Origin of the sequence: Planomonospora parontospora (assembly GCA_014647935.1) — a bacterium.
Lineage (GTDB): Bacteria > Actinomycetota > Actinomycetes > Streptosporangiales > Streptosporangiaceae > Planomonospora > Planomonospora parontospora.
Map to the genome: position 1 here is coordinate 115,826 of BMQD01000017.1, position 18,015 is coordinate 133,840.

Annotated in this window: 14 protein-coding genes; 3 read left to right on the top strand and 11 right to left on the bottom strand. The window is 71.4% G+C overall.

The features are described from left to right. Nucleotides 1-28: 28 nt before the first annotated feature. Nucleotides 29-1,492: an amino acid permease gene (locus IEZ07_RS25000; RefSeq protein ID WP_191896979.1), complete on the bottom strand. Its 1,464-nt coding sequence runs from the start codon at nucleotides 1,490-1,492 to the stop codon at nucleotides 29-31. 87 nt (nucleotides 1,493-1,579) lie between these two features. Continuing rightward, on the bottom strand, nucleotides 1,580-3,499 hold the full coding sequence (gene dxs / locus IEZ07_RS25005; RefSeq protein WP_239320418.1) for a 1-deoxy-D-xylulose-5-phosphate synthase: 1,920 nt from the start codon (nucleotides 3,497-3,499) through the stop codon (nucleotides 1,580-1,582). Between the two features lie 117 nt (nucleotides 3,500-3,616). Here dxs and IEZ07_RS25010 point away from each other — a divergent pair, with 117 nt between their 5' ends. Beyond that, nucleotides 3,617-4,459: a neutral zinc metallopeptidase gene (locus IEZ07_RS25010; RefSeq protein WP_191896980.1), complete on the top strand. Its 843-nt coding sequence runs from the start codon at nucleotides 3,617-3,619 to the stop codon at nucleotides 4,457-4,459. 138 nt (nucleotides 4,460-4,597) lie between these two features. Here the strand turns inward: IEZ07_RS25010 and IEZ07_RS25015 are convergent, their stop codons facing one another. From IEZ07_RS25015 to IEZ07_RS25045, 7 genes are all read right to left on the bottom strand, one after another. Beyond that, nucleotides 4,598-5,800, bottom strand: a complete 1,203-nt coding sequence (locus IEZ07_RS25015) for an ROK family transcriptional regulator (RefSeq protein ID WP_068895992.1) — start codon at nucleotides 5,798-5,800, stop codon at nucleotides 4,598-4,600. A 55-nt stretch (nucleotides 5,801-5,855) separates the two neighbouring features. Beyond that, a complete protein-coding gene (locus IEZ07_RS25020; protein WP_191896981.1) occupies nucleotides 5,856-7,100 on the bottom strand; it encodes a sugar ABC transporter permease in 1,245 nt (414 codons plus the stop codon). Then, on the bottom strand, nucleotides 7,097-7,861 hold the full coding sequence (locus IEZ07_RS25025) for an ATP-binding cassette domain-containing protein (RefSeq protein ID WP_068895995.1): 765 nt from the start codon (nucleotides 7,859-7,861) through the stop codon (nucleotides 7,097-7,099). The genes IEZ07_RS25020 and IEZ07_RS25025 overlap by 4 nt, the downstream gene beginning before the upstream one ends. Nucleotides 7,862-7,930: 69 nt before the next feature. Continuing rightward, a complete protein-coding gene (locus IEZ07_RS25030) occupies nucleotides 7,931-9,055 on the bottom strand; it encodes a sugar ABC transporter substrate-binding protein (protein ID WP_068895997.1) in 1,125 nt (374 codons plus the stop codon). Nucleotides 9,056-9,259: 204 nt separating this feature from the next. Next, nucleotides 9,260-9,949 carry a sulfite exporter TauE/SafE family protein gene (locus IEZ07_RS25035; RefSeq protein WP_239320420.1) on the bottom strand — a complete coding sequence of 230 codons (690 nt, stop codon included), beginning with the start codon at nucleotides 9,947-9,949 and terminating at the stop codon, nucleotides 9,260-9,262. A gap of 394 nt (nucleotides 9,950-10,343) precedes the next feature. Further along, on the bottom strand, nucleotides 10,344-13,088 hold the full coding sequence (gene acnA, locus IEZ07_RS25040; protein ID WP_191896983.1) for an aconitate hydratase AcnA: 2,745 nt from the start codon (nucleotides 13,086-13,088) through the stop codon (nucleotides 10,344-10,346). 201 nt (nucleotides 13,089-13,289) lie between these two features. Then, nucleotides 13,290-14,018 (bottom strand): metal-dependent hydrolase, encoded by a 729-nt coding sequence (locus IEZ07_RS25045; RefSeq protein WP_191896984.1) that lies wholly within the window; start codon nucleotides 14,016-14,018, stop codon nucleotides 13,290-13,292. Between the two features lie 453 nt (nucleotides 14,019-14,471). Here IEZ07_RS25045 and IEZ07_RS25050 point away from each other — a divergent pair, with 453 nt between their 5' ends. Further along, complete coding sequence (locus IEZ07_RS25050) at nucleotides 14,472-15,269, top strand: PadR family transcriptional regulator (protein WP_191896985.1); 798 nt, start codon at nucleotides 14,472-14,474, stop codon at nucleotides 15,267-15,269. A 5-nt stretch (nucleotides 15,270-15,274) separates the two neighbouring features. Continuing rightward, nucleotides 15,275-15,868, top strand: coding sequence for a DUF1707 SHOCT-like domain-containing protein (locus tag IEZ07_RS35950; RefSeq protein WP_204054540.1), 594 nt, complete (start codon nucleotides 15,275-15,277; stop codon nucleotides 15,866-15,868). On the opposite strand, the gene mug is transcribed toward IEZ07_RS35950, so the two are convergent. Together mug and IEZ07_RS25065 are read right to left on the bottom strand one after the other, a co-directional pair. Then, complete coding sequence (gene mug / locus IEZ07_RS25060) at nucleotides 15,831-16,439, bottom strand: G/U mismatch-specific DNA glycosylase (protein WP_301549348.1); 609 nt, start codon at nucleotides 16,437-16,439, stop codon at nucleotides 15,831-15,833. The genes IEZ07_RS35950 and mug overlap by 38 nt on opposite strands. Nucleotides 16,440-16,526: 87 nt before the next feature. Continuing rightward, nucleotides 16,527-17,954, bottom strand: a complete 1,428-nt coding sequence (locus IEZ07_RS25065) for a sugar porter family MFS transporter (protein WP_191896987.1) — start codon at nucleotides 17,952-17,954, stop codon at nucleotides 16,527-16,529. Between the last annotated feature and the right edge of the window lie 61 nt (nucleotides 17,955-18,015).

Below are 18,015 nucleotides of genomic sequence, written 5' to 3' on the forward strand. Positions count from 1 at the left end.
CTCTCCCGGCGCGGGGCGGGCCCCGTTCTCATCTGCGGGGCCGGCGGGCCAGGACGCTGTGGTGGTAGCCGTAGGAGAAGTAGAGCAGGACGCCGAGCACCATCCACGCCAGGAACCGGATCCACGTCTCCACCGGCAGGTTGAGCATCAGGTAGACGCAGGACAGCACCGACAGGATCGGCACCAGCGGCACCAGCGGGGTGCGGAAGGAACGCGGCAGGTCCGGCCGGGTCCGCCGGAGGATCACCACCGCGAGCGAGACCACCACGAACGCGAAGAGCGTGCCGATGTTGACCAGCTCGGCGATCGCCGCCAGGTCGAGGAGGCCCGCCAGCGCCGCGACGATCACACCCAGCAGGATCGTGATCCGGTACGGCGTGCCGTACCGGGGGTGCACCCGGGCCAGGCCCCGGGGCAGCAGGTTGTCCCGGCACATGGCGAACATCACCCGCGACTGGCCGAGCATGAGGATCATCACGACGGTGGTCAGGCCCGCCAGCGCGCCGATGCTGATCAGCGAGGCGGCCCAGGTCTGTCCCACGGACTTGAACGCGTCGGCGAGCGGGGCGGCCTCGCTGAGCTCCCGGTACGGCTGCATGCCGACGACGACCACGGAGACGGCGACGTACAGGGCCGTGCAGATGCCGAGCGAGGCGATGATGCCGATCGGCAGGTCGCGCTGCGGGTTGCGGGTCTCCTCCGCCGCGGTGGCCACCACGTCGAAGCCGATGTAGGCGAAGAACACGATCGCGGCGGCGCTGAAGACGCCCACGACGCCGAAGGCCACCGGCGTGATCCCGAAGACCACCTGGATCAGCGGCGCCGACAGGCCCTCGACGGCGGGCGTCGACGCGGGCGGCGGGATGAACGGCGTGTAGTTGGCGGCCTCGACGAAGAACAGCCCGGCCACGATGACCAGCAGGATCACCGTCACCTTGATCGCGACGACGACGAGGTTCAGCCGCGACGAGAGCTTGACCCCGGCGACCAGCACCGCGGTGAGGGCCAGCACGACGAGGGCCGCGGGCAGGTTGAAGACCGGGTCCTCGCCCGCCAGCGCGGCGGGCAGGCGCAGGCCGAGGGACTCCAGCAGCGAGGTCAGGTAACCCGACCAGCCGACCGCGACGACCGCGGCGCCGAGCATCATCTCCAGGATCAGGTCCCAGCCGATGATCCAGGCGGGGAACTCGCCCAGCGTGGCGAAGGAGAAGGTGTACGCCGAGCCGGCCACCGGCACGGCCGAGGCGAACTCGGCGTAGCAGAGCGCGGCGAGCCCGCAGACGACCGCGGCGACGACGAACGACAGGGCGACCGCCGGCCCGGCCATCTCCTTGGCCACCCGGCCGGTGAGCACGAAGATGCCGGTGCCCACGATGACGCCGACGCCGAACACGGTCAGGTCGAGGGCCGACAGGTCCTTTCTCAGCCGGTGCTCGGGCGCCTCGGTGTCCCTGATCGACTGCTCGACGGACTTCACTCGGAAAACGGCCACCGGTGCCTCCCCGTCCCGCGGATCACCTCCGGGTGTTTCCCCGTGATCGGCGGGTCATGCGGGCCGGGGAGGCCGAGTCCGCGGGGATCAGCGGGCCGGGTGGTTCTCCAGGACCGGGGAGCGCTTCGCGACCGCCTCGGTGATCTCGCGGGCGATGTCCTGGGCGGTCAGGCCGATCTCGGCGAGGATCTTCGCCCGCTTGGCGTGGTCCAGGAAGCGCTGCGGAATGCCGTAGGTGCGGACCGGGACGTCCACGTCGGCGTCGCGGAGCATCCGGGCCACCGCGTCGCCCACGCCGCCGACCCGGCCGTTGTCCTCGACCACCACGACCAGCTTGTGCACCCGGGCGGCGGCCACCAGCGCCTCGTCCAGCGGCTTGACCCAGCGCGGGTCCACCACGGTGGCCGAGATGCCCTGGGCGTCGAGCAGCGCGGCGGCCTCCAGGCAGGTCTCGGCCATCGGGCCGACGGAGACCATCAGCACGTCCGGGTCGCCCGCGCGCAGCACGTCCATCCCGCCGAGCCTGCCCTCGGCCTCGATCTCGGGCCCGACCGGACCCTTGGGGTAGCGCACCACGGTGGGGCCGTCGTCGACCTCCACGGCCTCGGCGAGCAGCTCGCGCAGGCGCGGCTCGTCGCGCGGGACCGCGACGGACAGCCCCGGGACGACCTGCAGAATCGACAGGTCCCACATGCCGTTGTGGCTGGCGCCGTCGTCGCCGGTGACGCCCGCCCGGTCGAGCACGACCGTGACCGGGAGCCGGTGCAGCGCGACGTCCATCAGCAGCTGGTCGAAGGCCCGGTTGAGGAAGGTGGCGTAGACCGCCACGACGGGGTGGAGCCCGCCGAGCGCCAGGCCGGCGGCGCTGGTCAGGGCGTGCTGCTCGGCGATGCCGACGTCGTAGAGGCGGTCGGGGTAGGCCTCGGAGAACGGGATCAGCCCGGTCGGGCCGAGCATCGCGGCGGTGATGGCCACGATGTCCTGGCGCTCGGCGCCGAGCCGTACCATCTCCTGGCCGAAGACGTTGGTCCAGCCGTGCGGCTTGGGCTTCTCCTCGCCGGTCAGCGGGTCGAAGACGCCGGGCGAGTGGAAGCAGTCCTCGCCGTGGTTCTCGGCCGGGGAGTAGCCGAAGCCCTTCTTGGTGAGCACGTGCACGATGACCGGGTGGCGGAAGCCGCGGGCCTTGCGCAGCGCCGCCTCGACGGCCTGCTCGTCGTGCCCGTCGACCAGCCCGATGTACTTCAGGCCGAGGTCCTCGAACATGACCTGGGGGGCCAGGACGTCCTTGATGCCCTTCTTGACGCCGTGCAGCGCGTCGTAGACCGGGGCGCCGACCACGGGCACCTTCGTCAGGTTGCCCTTGACGAACTCCAGCACGTCCTCGTAGCGCTGGTTGGTGCGCAGCGAGGCCAGGTGGTTGGCCAGCCCGCCGATGGTCGGCGAGTAGGAGCGGCCGTTGTCGTTGACCACGATGATCAGCGGCAGGTCCTTGCAGGCGGCGATGTTGTTCAGCGCCTCCCAGGCCATGCCGCCGGTGAGGGCGCCGTCGCCGATCACGGCCACGACCGTGCGGTCGCTCTCACCGCGCAGCCGGTACGCCTTGGCCAGCCCGTCGGCGTACGACAGGGCGGTGGAGGCGTGGGAGTTCTCGATGACGTCGTGCTCGGACTCGGCCTGGCTCGGGTAGCCCGACAGGCCGCCCTCCTGGCGGAGCGTGCCGAAGCGGTCCGCCCGGCCGGTGAGCATCTTGTGGACGTAGGCCTGGTGGCCGGTGTCCCAGAGGATGCGGTCGCGCGGCGAGTCGAAGACGCGGTGCAGCGCGATGGTCAGCTCGACCACGCCCAGGTTCGGGCCGAGGTGCCCGCCGCTGCGGGCGGTGGAGCTGACGAGCAGGTCCCTGATCTCGGCGGCGAGCACCGGCAGCTCGTCCGCGTTCAGCAGCTTGAGGTCCCGTGGTCCCTTGACCGACTCCAGAAGACCGCCCAGCCGTCCGGCGCGCTCGCTCACGGAATCATCCCCTCTGTCTGACGTAACAGGGCGAGTCTAGTTCGCCTCTAGCGCGCGGCCAGCAAAGACGGGCAATCTATACGTTTTATCCACAGTTGCCCTACCCTTTCCCTCACCATGAGCGCTCTCCCCTTCGGCCACCTGTCCTCCCTCGTCACCGCCGCCCTCTCCTTCTCCCTGGCGGCGGGCGCGGGTCAGGCGGGAGCGATCCCGGTGGCCGCCGCGCAGGCGCCCGCGGCCCCCGCCGGCACGGCCCTGGTGCAGGGCAGGGCCGCGGCGACCGCGAACCCCCTGTACGCCGCCGGCGTGCTGCCCTCCGTGGCGTGCCCGGCCGGGAGCATCAAGGCGGGGAGCGCGGCCTCCTACAAGGCCTTCATGACCCGCGTCGCCCGCTGCCTCGGGCTGGCCTGGGGCATCCAGTTCGGCAAGGCCGGGCTGGACTTCACCCCGCCGGAGCTGCGCTTCGCGACCTCGCGGGTGAGCAGCCCCTGCGGGAAGTGGCCCGCCGGCGCGGGCGGCTACTACTGCTCCAGCGACCGGACCATCTACATCGGCCTGACCCGCGCCGTCCTGAAGAACCCGTACGGTCCCAACCACGCGCAGTTCATGGCCCACGAGTACGCCCACCACGTCCAGCAGCTGGCGGGCATCCTGCCCTACTACGGCCGGGCCGTCTGGCGGGCCGGGACCCCGGCCAGGCTCGCGCTCTCCCGCCGGCTGGAGCTGCAGGCCGACTGCCTGGCCTCGGCCTTCCTGCGCGGAGCCGCCGGCGACCTGCAGGTCACGCCGGAGCACTGGGAGGCCATGCTGGAGTGGACCGCCCGCAACGGGCACAAGAGCTGGCCGAAGAACGACCACGGCAGGGGCAGCAGCCAGGCCTACTGGATGGAGCGCGGCTTCGAGCGCGGCGCCCCCCGCGCCTGCAACACCTTCACCGCCCCCCGCCGCGTCGTCGACTGAGCACGCCGCCCCGCCCGCGCCGCCGCCTCCGCCGGCCGGCCCGGGAGCCGCCGGGAGCGCGCCGGGGCCCGTCGGGAGCGCGCCGTCCGTTCCCGTACGGCCGCCGCGGACCGGCGCCCCGGACCGTACGGCCCGCCGTCAGGAGCCGGCGCGCGCGAGGACCTCCAGGGGGTCGGCCAGGACCTGGGCGAAGGCGAGCTCGGCGGCGCCCACCAGGGTGGCGTCGTCGCCGAGGGCCGTGGTGCGCAGGCGCAGGTGCTCCCGCGACGGGGAGAGGGCGTCGAGGTTCAGCCGGCTGCGGACCTGCGCGGCGGAGCCGAGGTAGACCTCGCGCAGCATGCCGCCGAAGACGACCATCTCCGGGTTGAAGACGTTCACCAGGTTGGCCACGCCCAGGCCGAGCCAGTCGCCGACCCGGCTCAGCGCCGCCTGGGCGACGATGTCGCCGCGGTCGGCGGCCGAGACCACCGCGCGCACGGCCTCCCTGCCGACCTGGGAGCCGAAGCGCCCGGCCGCCTCCAGCAGCGCCCGCTCCCCCACCTCGGCCTCCAGGCAGCCGCGAGAACCGCAGCCGCACAGCCGGCCCTGGGGGTTGACGACCATGTGCCCGACCTCGCCGCCGAAGCCCTGGTGGCCGCCGAGCAGGGCGCCGCCCGCGATCACGCCGCCGCCGACGCCCACGTCGCCGTGGAGGTAGACGAGGTCGCGGCAGCCGACGCCGACACCGCGCAGGTGCTCGGCCATCGCCGCGAGGTTGGCGTCGTTGCCGACCGTCACGGGCAGGCCGAGCGCGAGGCGGCGGGCCATCTCCTCGCCGAACGGCACGTCCACCGAGCCCATGTTCGGTCCGAACCTGACGACGCCGTCGCTCTGCGCCACCCCGCCGGAGAAGGCCGCGGCCACCCCGACGCAGACCGTGTCCGGCCGTGTCCTGCGGTGCATCTGCCGGGCGAAGGCGGCCAGCGGACCGACGACCTCCTCCAGCGAGAAGGGACCGCGCCGCCGTACCGTCTCGCGGCGGTCGAGGACCGCCCCGCCCAGGCCGACCCGGGCGGCGACCAGCCGGTCGACCCCGACGTCCAGGGCGAACACGTAGACCCGCGCCGACTCGGGGCGGACCACCAGGGAGGGGCGTCCCGCCCGGCCGGTCTCCCGGGGGAGCTCCTCGCGGACCAGGCCGGCGGCGGTCAGGTCCGCGGTGAGCGCCATGATGGTGCTGCGGTTGAGCCCCATCCTGCTGGTGAGTTCCGCGCGCGAGGTCGGCCCGCTCAGGTGGACATGACGGAGCAGAGCGCCGAGGTTGTGGCGTCTGATCTCCTCTTGGGAGGGGCCGGCCCGCATCGCGTGGTGTTCCTTCGGGGGGTCAGGAGCATCGATCACCTTAGACCGGCGCCGGTCACCTCATTCCGGTGGCCGCCGCGCGCTTACGGGAGAACGCGTCCACGCTCGCCGCCAGGAGCAGCACCGAGCCGGTGACGATGTACTTCACACCGGAGCTGTAGCCCATCAGGCCCATGCCGTTCTCGATGACCGCGACCACGGCGCCGCCCAGGATGGCGTCCAGCACCCGGCCCTTGCCGCCGAACAGGCTGGTCCCGCCGATGACGGCCGCGCCCACGGCGTACAGCAGCACGTTGCTGCCGCCGGTGTTGGGGTCGACCGAGCTGGCCCGGGAGGCCGCGATGACGCCGCCGAGCGCCGCCAGGGTGGAGCAGATCATGAACGCGCTGATCTTCATCCGGTCCACGTTGATGCCCGCCCGGCGCGCGGCCTCGGCGCTGCCGCCGACCGCGTACAGGTGCCGGCCGAAGGAGGTGCGGCGCAGCACGAACGTGAGGACCAGCAGGAGCACGATGATGATCGGGACGACGATCGGCACGCCCTTGAGCGAGACGACCGCGGCGTTGCGGCTCCGCTCCAGGTTGAGGAAGTAGACGGCCAGACCGCCGAGGACGGCCAGCGCCCCGACCCGGACCGCGATCAGCGAGACCGGGTCGGCGGTCAGGCCCCGCCCGGCCCGCTTGCGGGCGCGCAGCAGCTGCAGTCCCGCGTACGCCGCGACGCCGACGACCAGCAGCACCCAGCCCAGCACGGGCGGCAGGTACTTGTTGGAGATCGCCAGGATCGTCTCGTCCCGGATGGAGATGTTGGTGCCGCCCTTGACCAGCAGCAGCACCAGGCCCTGGAAGCCGAGGAAGGCGGCGAGCGTCACCACGAAGGACGGGATGCCGAGCTTGGCCACCAGCGTGCCGATGACGCTGCCGATCACCGCTCCGGTGAGGATCGCCGCGGCCACGGCGACGTACCAGGGCATCCCCTGCTCGGTGAGCAGGATCGCGAGCACCGCGGCGCAGACACCGCTGGCGAAGCCCGCCGACAGGTCGATCTCGCCGAGGAGCAGCACGAACACCAGGCCCATGGCGATCACGGTGACCGCGGCGCCCTGGGTGAACAGGTTGGCGAAGTTGCCCGAGGTGAGGAACGAGGGCCGCAGGATCGAGAAGACCGCGCAGAGCACGACCAGCCCGAACACGGCGGGCAGCGCGCCCATGTCGCCCCCGCGGACCCGTTCGACGTAGCCGCGGGCGTTGGCGGCGATCGAGGGCCCCTCGACCGGGGCGGGCTTGAGGGTGGTGGTCATGCCGGAACTCCGTTGGTGAGGCCGAGGTCCCCGCTCCGGCCAGAGGTGATCAGTTCGACGACCTGCGCGTGGGTGACGTCGGAGGTCTTCACCTGAGCCGCCATCCGGCCGAGGTAGAGCGCGGCGATCCGGTCGGACACCGCGAACACGTCGTTCATGTTGTGCGAGATGAGCACGACGGCCAGGCCTTGGTCGGCGAGGCGGCGGACCAGTTCCAGCACCTGCGCGGTCTGGGCGACGCCGAGCGCGGCGGTGGGCTCGTCGAGGATGACGACCTTGCTGTTCCAGAGCACCGCCTTGGCGATGGCGACGGTCTGCCGCTGGCCGCCGGAGAGGCTGGAGACGTGCTGCCGGATGGACTTGACGGTCCGGACCGAGAGGCTCTCCAGGGTCCTGGCCGCCATCTCCTCCATGGTGTCCTCGTCGAGGACGATGCCGCGCTTGTGCTCGCGGCCGAGGAACATGTTCTGGACGATGTCCAGGTTGTCGCAGAGGGCGAGATCCTGGTAGACGATCTCGATGCCCAGGCCTGCGGCGTCGCGCGGGGAGCCGACCTGGACGGGCTTGCCCTCGAAGAGGTACTCGCCGGAGTCGATGGGGTGGATGCCGCCGACGCACTTGACGAGCGTGGACTTGCCGGCGCCGTTGTCGCCGACGAGCGCCGTCACCTCCCCGGGGTAGACGGAGAAGGCGACGTCGTGCAGGACCTGTACGGGACCGAAGCTCTTGTCGATCCCGCGGAGTTCCAGTACGGGGGTCATACGGTGCTCCTCGGATGCGGGGGGCGGCCGGCCGGCCCCTCGGGGCCGGCCGGCCGCTCCCTCGGCGCGTTACTGGATTCCGGCCTCGGTGCACTTGTCGGCGAACTCGCCGGTGCACAGCTCTTCCTTGGTGACGAAGCCGTCGGCCACGACGTCCTTGACGTTCTCGAAGAAGATCGCCTGCGGGTCGAGCAGGACGGCGGGCACGTCGGCGCCGCTCTCGGTGTCCTTGACCGTGCCGGTCGCCGCCGGCTTCTCGCCCTTGGCCAGGCCGATCGCGAGCTCCGCCGCCGCGTCCGCCTCCTTCTTGATCGCCTTGTAGACCGTCATGCACTGGTCGCCGGCGAGGATGTTCTGCAGGCCCTGAACGGTGGCGTCCTGGCCGGTGACCGGGACCTTGCCGTTGAGCTTGTTCTTCTTCAGCACGGTGATCGCGGCGTTGCCGAGGCCGTCGTTCGCGGCGAGCACACCCGCGATCTTCGGCTGCTCGGTCAGCATCTGCTCGAAGATCGTGCCGGCCTGGGCGTTGTCCCAGTCCGGAACCGACTGGTCCGGGCCCTTGACGTACTCGCCCGAGTCGTACTTCGGCTTGAGCACGCCGTCGTAGCCGTTCTTGAACAGCGTGGCGTTGTTGTCGGTCGGCGAGCCGTTGAGCTCGGCGACGATCGGCTTCTCGGCCTTCTTGTCGGCGAGGCACTTGACCAGGCCCTCACCCTGCAGGGTGCCGACCTTGGTGTTGTCGAAGCTGACGTAGTACGACGCGCCGCCGTTCAGGGTCAGGCGGTCGTAGTCGATCGTGGCCACGCCCTGGGCCTTGGCCTTGTCCAGCACGGCCTTGCCGGTGCCGCTGTCCAGGTTGACGATCATCAGGACGGTGGCGCCGTTAGTGATCATCTGGTCGGCGATGGTCTGGAACTGGTTCTTGTCACCCTGGGCGTTCTGGATGTCGTAGGCGACGCCCGCGGCCTTGAACGCCTCCTCCAGGTACTTGCGGTCCGCGGTCTCCCAGCGGGCCGAGGACTTGCTGTCCGGCAGGATGACGCCGACCTTCCCGGCGGCGGCCGGCTGGCTTGCGGCGCCGGAGGGAGCGGTGCTGCTCTGAGCGGTGGTGTCGCCGCCCTCGCCCCCGCAGGCGGTGAGACCGAGGGTCATCGCCGCGGCGGCGGCGGACAGGCTGAGGATCCCCTTGCGCATGGTGCACGGGTCCTTTCTTCGAGAACTTCGAGAGATGGGGGGTCGGGAAGTGCGGCATGCCGAGCTCACCGGCACGGCTCTCCGGGTCGCGGATCACCGTGCCGTTGAATGTTGTTTGCGGCAACGTATTCCGGTGTGGCCTGGAACACCAGACCTTGTCCGGGTAAAGTTTGTTGTGGCCGGTAACAATCCAGAAACGTGGGATTAACCCAGGTTGCCGTGCAGGATCAGGGTCAGCGCGGAGAGCGCGGCCACGCAGAGGATCCCGGTCCTGATGCGCCCGCCGTCCAGATAGCGGCGCAGGGGTCCCGACGCCAGGAAGCCCGCCACCAGGAACGGGAGCAGCGTCGCCCCGAAGACCAGCGACCGCGCCGGGAGCCTGTCCAGCGCGGCGAGGACCACCAGGGACTGGGCGGCACTGAGCAGGAAGAACACTGCGAGGGTCGCGCGGATCTGCGGGCCCTTGGCCCCGGAGTAGACCAGGGCCATCGGCGGGCCGCCGATCCCGGTGGCGGTGCCCGTGATCCCCGAGACGAAGCCCGCACCCGTGATCGTCGCCCGGTTGCGCGGCACCGCCGCCGCCCACGCCGTGAGGGCCACCGCGAGCAGCACCATCACGCCGACCAGCACGCCCAGCATGCGGGTGGATACGTAGACGACCACCAGGCCGCCCAGGAGGCTGCCCGGCACCCTGCCCAGCACCGCGAACCCGAGCCCTCGCCAGTCGACCCCGCGCCACTCCCCCAGGATCGTGAACAGCGGCAGCGTGACGTTGACGACCTGGATCGCCCCGGGCATCGCGGAGGGCTCCAGCATCGCGATCACCGGCGCCGCGACCAGCCCCAGCCCGAATCCGACCGCCCCCTGGACGACCGCCCCCACGAAAACCGACAAGCCGGCAAGGACAAGTACGAAAAGCTCGTCTTCCACGGTGAGACCGTAGCCCCACCGGGCAACCGCCCCGCCCCGGGAGGCCCGCCCCGCCCGGAACGTCACGGCGACCGCATACGGCCCGCTGTCTTGAGCCCGTATCCCGTCTCGGTTATGCAGGGGCAGGGGGTCGGCCGGCGACCACGGGACACCGGAGAACGCATGAGCGCGCTGGGCCGCCGACCGGAAGGGCCGCCCGGCGGGCTGGTGTGTCCCGCGGGGCGGCCCTGTGGATCGGGTGGTCCCCCGAATCGGGCGCGGAGGTCGCGCCCGCCCCACCGCGCACGACGAGGCTCTCGGCGCGCGGTGAGGCTCTCCGCCCGCCCGCCCGCTCGTGGCGGACGGGCGGGCGGAAGCGTCAGCCCTTGGCGAGCAGGGAGCGCAGGACGTACTGCATGATGCCGCCGTGGCGGTAGTAGTCGGCCTCGCCCGGCGTGTCGATGCGCACGACCGCCTGGAACTCCTTGCCGTCCGCCCGCACGGTCACCGTGCGCGGCACGCCGCCGGAGTTCAGCTCCTCGACCCCGACGATGTCGAAGGTCTCCTGGCCGGTCAGGCCGAGGGAGTCGGCCGTCTCGCCCTCGGGGAACTGCAGCGGCAGCACGCCCATGCCGATCAGGTTGGAGCGGTGGATGCGCTCGTAGGACTCGGCGATGACGGCGCGGACGCCGAGCAGCGCGGTGCCCTTGGCCGCCCAGTCGCGCGAGGAGCCGGAGCCGTACTCCTTGCCGGCCAGGACGACGAGCGGGATGCCCGCGGCCTGGTAGTTGGCGGAGGCGTCGTAGATGAAGCTCTGCGGGGCGCCCTCGACGGTGAAGTCGCGGGTGTAGCCGCCCTCGACCCCGTCGAGCAGCAGGTTCTTCAGCCGGATGTTGGCGAAGGTGCCGCGGATCATCACCTCGTGGTTGCCGCGCCGGGAGCCGTAGGAGTTGAAGTCCCTGACCTCGACGCCGTTGGCCCGCAGGTACTCCGCGGCGGGGGTGCCGGGCTTGATGGAGCCGGCCGGGGAGATGTGGTCGGTGGTGACCGAGTCGCCGAGCTTGGCGAGCACCCGGGCGCCGGAGATGTCGGTGACGGGCTCCGGCTGGGCGGGCATGCCGTCGAAGTAGGGGGCCTTGCGCACGTAGGTCGAGGCCGGGTCCCACTCGAAGGTGTCGCCGGTCGGGATCGGCAGCGACTGCCAGGTCTCGTCGCCCTTGAACACGTCGGCGTAGTCCCGCAGGAACATCTCCTGGTCGATCGAGGAGCTGACGACCTCGGAGACCTCCTCCGGCGACGGCCAGATGTCGGCGAGGAAGACCGGCTCGCCGTCGGCGCCGGTGCCCAGCGGCTCGGCGTTCAGGTCGATGTCCATCGTCCCCGCCAGGGCGTAGGCGACGACCAGCGGCGGCGAGGCCAGGTAGTTCATCTTGACGTCGGGGTTGATCCGGCCCTCGAAGTTGCGGTTGCCGGACAGCACCGCGGTGACCGCGAGGTCGTTCTCCTGGATCGCGGCCGAGATCTCCTCGTCCAGCGGGCCGGAGTTGCCGATGCAGGTGGTGCAGCCGTAGCCGACCAGGTTGAAGCCGATCTTGTCGAGGTACGGCTGCAGCCCGGAGCGCTCGAAGTAGCCGGTGACGACCTGCGAGCCGGGGGCCAGGGAGGTCTTGACCCACGGCTTGCGGGTCAGGCCCTTCTCGACCGCCTTCTTGGCCAGCAGCGCCGCGCCCATCATGACGTACGGGTTGGAGGTGTTGGTGCAGCTGGTGATGGCCGCGATGGTCACCACGCCGTGGTCGATCTCGAAGCCCGTGCCGTCGGCCAGCGTGACCGGGACCGGCTTGTGCGGGCGCAGGCCGTTCGCACGGGCGTTGGAGGCCGGGGCGTCGGAGGCCGGGAAGCTCTCCTCGCTCGCCTCGTCCACGCCGTCGCCCTCGAAGTCCGTGACGTAGTTGCGCACGTCGCGCCGCCAGGTCTCCTTGGCCGTCGAGAGCGCGATGCGGTCCTGCGGGCGCTTCGGGCCGGCGATCGACGGCACGACGGTGGCCAGGTCCAGCTCGATGTACTCGGAGAAGACGGGCTCGGGCGCCGACGGGTCGAGCCAGAGGCCCTGGGTCTTGGCGTAGGCCTCGACCAGCGCGACCTGCTCCTCGGAGCGGCCGGTGAGACGCAGGTAGTTGACCGTCTCGCCGTCGATCGGGAAGATCGCGCAGGTGGAGCCGAACTCGGGGCTCATGTTGCCGATGGTGGCGCGGTTGGCCAGCGGGACGCTGGAGACGCCCTCGCCGTAGAACTCGACGAACTTGCCGACGACGCCGTGCTTGCGCAGCATCTCGGTGATGGTGAGCACCAGGTCGGTGGCGGTGGCGCCGGCCGGGAGCTTGCCGGTCAGCTTGAAGCCGACCACGCGCGGGATCAGCATGGAGATCGGCTGGCCGAGCATTGCGGCCTCGGCCTCGATGCCGCCGACGCCCCAGCCCAGGACGCCGATGCCGTTCTCCATCGTGGTGTGGGAGTCGGTGCCGACGCAGGTGTCCGGGTAGGCCTTGCCGTCGCGGATCATCACGACGCGGGCCAGGTGCTCGATGTTCACCTGGTGCACGATGCCGGTGCCGGGCGGGACGACCTTGAACTCGTCGAACGCCGTCTGGCCCCAGCGCAGGAACTGGTAGCGCTCGCGGTTGCGCTCGTACTCCCGCTCGACGTTGCGCTGGAACGAGTCCGGCCCGCCGAAGAAGTCGACGATGACCGAGTGGTCGATGACCATCTCGGCCGGGGCCAGCGGGTTGATCCGGGCCGGGTCGCCGCCGAGGTCGCGGACGGCCTCGCGCATGGTCGCCAGGTCCACGACGCAGGGCACGCCGGTGAAGTCCTGCATGATCACACGGGCCGGGGTGAACTGGATCTCCACGCTCGGGGCGGCGGACGGGTCCCACTGGCCCAGCGCACGGATGTGGTCGGCCGTGATGTTGGCGCCGTCCTCGGTGCGGAGCAGGTTCTCCATCAGGATCTTCAGGCTGTACGGGAGGCGCGCCGACCCCTCGACGGCGTCCAGCCGGTAGATCTCGTATGCCGCGTCACCGACGCGGAGCGTGTCACGGCTGCCGAAGCTGTTCGCGGACACGATTCGCCTCCCTCATCACCAGGTCGTCTGGGTCGTCTGGCGCCCCGTAGCTAAAAGGCGCAACTGAATCCTGCCGCACCGCGCGAGTGCTCCTGTCGGTTAGGTATGCCTAACCCGCATGTCACCGATGGGTTGCAGCGGATGTCTCGACATCAAGATATCCCCAGAGATATCTCGACATCAAGTTACCCGCCAGTATGATCACACCAGGAGGAAGCGCCAGTAGACGAGTCCCAGGACGACGACGGAGAGCACCGGGGCGAGGAACTTCTGCTCGAAGGCGCGGCCCGTCTTGATGCCGATCTTCCACGGCAGCAGCCAGCGCTGCTTCATCGGCCACAGCACCGGGCAGCCCTTCTCCGTGCAGCAGTCCCCCACCACGTGCACCAGGCAGCCGATCGCGACCGACACCCCGAGCCAGGCGTACCCCACGCCGTCCGAGCGGAACACCAGGAACAGCCCGGCCGTCAGCGCGACGTTCACCATCGCCGAGGCGACCTTCTTGCCCGGCACCCCGATCCCGATGGCGCGCAGGGCCAGGCCGATCAGGAGCACGACCAGGACGTCGCGGCCGATCGGATGGGTGTTGGCCAGGTAGTGGGCGCCGAATCCGGCCGCGGCCGCGAACAGCAGCGAGTGGGTGGCGTTGCGGTGGCCGCCGGCCAGCCAGTTGACGCCCTTGCTCAGCGCCCAGGTCACCGGGCCGAAGGTCTGCGCGATCGTCGCGCTGGGGTGGTCCAGGTCCGGCAGCATCGCGGCCCCGGCGCAGACCAGCGCCCCCGCGACGAACTCGGCCGGGGTCAGCGCGTTCACCATGACGCCGGTCTCGACGAACCGGGAGGACTCGGTGAGCAGCGGCAGCGCGGCCAGCGGCGGCGCGACGCCCAGCCAGGCGATCGCCCCCGTCAGCGCGTGCGTGTGCCCCATCATCGCTTGACCACCACCATCAAGATCACACCTGGTGAGCGTACGGCATGGCCGCCCGGAACGGCGGACGGCTCCATTGTCGCCGGAGGGATCACGCCGGGGAAGCGGTCCGGAGAGCACGCCCGGAAGGCGCGGGCACGGGTGCGACGGAAGGCGGAGAAGTGCGGAAACGGCAGACGGGACCGTTCCGCACCGAAAGCACCCCCCAGCCCTTCCGGCACGGAACGAATCCCGTCTATGTCATTTGTAACGCCTAGGTCTCGGTGCTTGTTCCGAAATCCGGCGAGAATCTCGTGATCTATCTCACTTTTTCGTTGAGTAACCAGGGTGTCCCTCTGCGCGACCGTCAATCGAGGACGGATCTGCGGAGATTCGGGGTTGCCGCAAGAATGTTCTCGATATATCTTTGAAGAGTCTAGAGCGGTCGCAAGACGATCGCTGAAAGAGGAGGAAGACATGACGTCCGCACACGCGATGGGCGGGTGGCCGGGGGCCGATCCCCGGGAGATCCGCCGTGAGATGAAGCGCGCCGCCCGGGAGGCCTGGCGCGCCCTGGCCGAGAGCCGGCACGAGCCCGGAGCCGGACGCGGCCACCGCGGCCCGACCGGCCCCTACGAGGGCGGGCCGCACGAGCAGCGCCGCCGCGGCCACCGGGGCGGCGGCCGCGGCGGCGGCCCGTTCGGCGGTGGTCCTTTCGGCGGCGGAGGGTTCCCCTGGGACTGGAGCCGGGGGCCCATGGGCGGTCCGGGGCGCGGCGGCCCGTTCGGCGGGCGCCCGCCGTTCGGCCGCGGGCGCAAGGCCAAGCGGGGCGACGTCCGCGCCGCGATCCTCGCACTGCTCTCCGAGGAGCCCCGCAACGGCTACCAGATCATCCAGGAGATCGCCCAGCGCAGCCAGGGCGGCTGGAAGCCCAGCCCGGGAGCGGTCTACCCGGCGCTCCAGCAGCTCACCGACGAGGGCCTGGTCCTGTCCGAGGAGAACGACGGCCGCAAGACCTTCCGGCTCACCGAGGCGGGGCTGGCCTACATCGCCGAGCACGCCGACGAGGTACGGGCGCCCTGGGAGGAGATGACGCCCGACGTCGACGAGGGCACCTGGGAGCTGCTGGACCTGGCCCGCCAGTCGGGCTTCGCCATGATGCAGATCCTGCAGACCGGGACCGAGGCCCAGATCCGCCAGGCCAGACAGCAGCTGGTCGAGACCCGCCGCAGGCTCTACCAGATCCTCGCCGACGGCGACCCGGCCGAGGAGTGACGCCGATGACCCACGGACACCCCTCCGGACGCGGCCTCCGCGCCGACCGGGACGCCGACCGGGACCTCCGCGTCGGCGACGCGGAGCGCGAGACGGCGATGGAGGCCCTGCGCGAGCACTACGCCCAGGGCCGCCTGACCCACGCCGAGCTCGACGAGCGCCTCGAACTGGCCCTGACCGCCCGCACCGGGCAGGATCTGGCCCGAGCCCGGGAGGACCTCCCCGACCTGTACGGCGCGCCGGCGGTTCCCCGCGCCTGGGACGGCCCCCGACCCGGCCCCGCGGCACGGCTCGCGGAGCGGGAGGCGTGGCGGGCCGCGTGGAGAGCCGAGCGGCGGGCCGAGTGGAAGACGCGGCGGCGCGCGGTCCGGCACCGCCAGGCGGCCTGGACGCACCACGCGGCCGGCCGTACCGGCCGGGACCGGCACCCGATGGCCCGCCGGGGCGGTCCGCCGGCCGCTCCCCTGCTGTTCCTGCTGCTGGTCGCCGGGGTGGCCCTCGGCGGGTTCGGGGCGCTCAAATTCGTGTTCGCCGCCTGGCTGGCGCTGACGCTGTTCCGCGTCATCCACCGCAGGGGCCACGCCCGATGGACTCCCTGAGCCGCCGCATCTCCCCCGCGATCCGGTCCAGCGTCCAGTGCGCGTTCAGGCCGCTGGGGTTGGGCAGCACCCAGACCGCCGTTCCGCCGACCTGCTCCTCCTGCGGCCCGACCGCCGCCTTGGGCCGTCCGAACGCCGTCCGGTAGGCGGTCACCCCCGCCACCGCCAGCACCCTCGGCCGGATCTCGGCGACCAGGCGCGCCAGCCGCCGGCCGCCCTCGCGGAACTCCTCGGCCGACAGCTCCGCCGCCTGCGCGGTGGCGCGGGCCACCACGTTGGTGATGCCCAGCCCGTAGGACGGGAGCAGGTCCTGCTCGGCCGGCGACAGCAGCCGGGGGGTGAGGCCGGAGCGGTGCAGCGCCGGCCAGAAGCGGTTGCCCGGCCGGGCGAAGTGGTGTCCGGTGGCGGCGGAGTAGAGCCCCGGGTTGATGCCGCAGAACAGCACGTCCAGCGAGGGGCCGAGCACGTCCCCGATCGTCCGGTCCCTCGCCGCGTCGAGTTCGGCTCTCGTGGGCGGCCTGCGCGCGGAGGGGCCGTCCGCGGGAGATCCGTCCGCCGCAGGCCCGTTCACAGCGGATCCGCCCGCGGGAGGCCTGTCCGCGGGGAACGACGGGTTCACAGGAGGCATGGACGTGTACCTGACCGCTCCCGCGGCCTCCTAACCCATCTCCTCCAGTCTGCGTCCCTTGGTCTCCCGCACCTTGACCAGCACGAAGACCAGGGAGAGCGCGGCGAAGACCGCGTAGCCGACGTACGCGCCGGCCAGGCTCCACTCCGCCAGCGACGGGAACGAGACGGTGATCAGCCAGTTGGCCACCCACTGCGCGGCGGCGGCCACCGAGAGCGCGGCGGCCCTGATCCGGTTGGGGAACATCTCGCCCAGCAGCACCCAGACGACCACGCCCCACGACAGCGCGAAGAACAGCACGAAGACGTGCGCGGCGACCAGGGCCACGGTGCCCTGCAGCTCCGGCAGGGTCACGGTCTCGCCCCGCGGCACGCCCGCGCTGAACGCCCACGCGGCCGCGGCGAGGGCGACCGCCATGCCCAGCGAGCCGATCATCAGCAGCGGCCGGCGGCCGATCCGGTCGACCAGCGCGATGGCGATGAACGTGCCGACGATGTTGATGATCGAGGTGGAGAAGCTGATCAGGAGCGAGTCGCTCTGGTTGATGCCGACCGACTGCCACAGCGCCGACGAGTAGTAGAAGATCACGTTGATTCCGACGAACTGCTGGAACACCGAGAGCGTGATGCCGATCCAGACGATCGGCAGCAGGCCGAACGCCGGGCCCCGCAGGTCGCGCAGGCGGGGCCGGTGCTCCAGGCGCAGCGACTGCTCGATCTCCGCCACCCGGGCGTCCAGATCGACGCCCTCGGCCTCGACCTCGGCCAGCACCTGGCGGGCCTGCGGGCTGCGGCCCGCCGCGACGAGGAACCGCGGCGACTCGGGGATGACCGAGGCGAAGAGCAGGTAGAGCAGGGCCGGCACCAGGCAGGCGCCGAGCATCCACTGCCAGGCCTGGATGCCGAGCAGCTCGTTGTTGACGTCCCCCCCGACCGTCTGCGCGATGGCGTAGTTGACGAGCTGGGAGACCGCGATGCCCAGCACGATGGCGAGCTGCTGGAAGGAGCCCAGCCTGCCCCGGTAGGCGGGCGGCGCGACCTCCGCGATGTAGGCGGGCCCGAGCACCGACGCCATCCCGATCCCCGCGCCGGCGAGCACCCGCCAGAACGCCAGGTCCCAGATCCCGAACGGCAGGGCCTGGCCGACCGAGCTGACCGCGAACAGGACCGCGGCGACCTGCATGGTCCGGGTGCGCCCCCAGCGGTCGGCCAGCCCTCCGGCGATCCAGGCGCCGACCGCCGAGCCGAGCAGCGCGATCGCCACCACGAAGCCGGTCACCACCGCGCCCACCTCGAAGTGGCGCTGGATGCCGGTCACGGCGCCGTTGATCACCGCGCTGTCGTAGCCGAAGAGGAAACCGCCTATCGCCGCCGCCGCGGTGATGAAGACGACGTGCCCGAGATGTTCTCTACGCGTGTCCGGAGACCCCGCAGGTCCGGAAGACGTGGTACCGACCATGACGGTCTCTTCCCCTGGTGGGGGCTTTAAGTCATATTTGTCCGTTTCGTCACCTGCGGGT

Bases quoted from the DNA above. Each gene is read 5' to 3' on its own strand.
- IEZ07_RS25025 (WP_068895995.1), bottom strand. From the start codon at position 7,861: ATGACCCCCGTACTGGAACTCCGCGGGATCGACAAGAGCTTCGGTCCC.
- IEZ07_RS25010 (WP_191896980.1), top strand. From the start codon at position 3,617: ATGAGCGCTCTCCCCTTCGGCCACCTGTCCTCCCTCGTCACCGCCGCC.
- IEZ07_RS25050 (WP_191896985.1), top strand. From the start codon at position 14,472: ATGACGTCCGCACACGCGATGGGCGGGTGGCCGGGGGCCGATCCCCGG.
- IEZ07_RS25015 (WP_068895992.1), bottom strand. From the start codon at position 5,800: ATGCGGGCCGGCCCCTCCCAAGAGGAGATCAGACGCCACAACCTCGGC.
- IEZ07_RS25065 (WP_191896987.1), bottom strand. From the start codon at position 17,954: ATGGTCGGTACCACGTCTTCCGGACCTGCGGGGTCTCCGGACACGCGT.
- IEZ07_RS25020 (WP_191896981.1), bottom strand. From the start codon at position 7,100: ATGACCACCACCCTCAAGCCCGCCCCGGTCGAGGGGCCCTCGATCGCC.
- IEZ07_RS25030 (WP_068895997.1), bottom strand. From the start codon at position 9,055: ATGCGCAAGGGGATCCTCAGCCTGTCCGCCGCCGCCGCGGCGATGACC.
- IEZ07_RS35950 (WP_204054540.1), top strand. From the start codon at position 15,275: ATGACCCACGGACACCCCTCCGGACGCGGCCTCCGCGCCGACCGGGAC.
- IEZ07_RS25045 (WP_191896984.1), bottom strand. From the start codon at position 14,018: ATGATGGGGCACACGCACGCGCTGACGGGGGCGATCGCCTGGCTGGGC.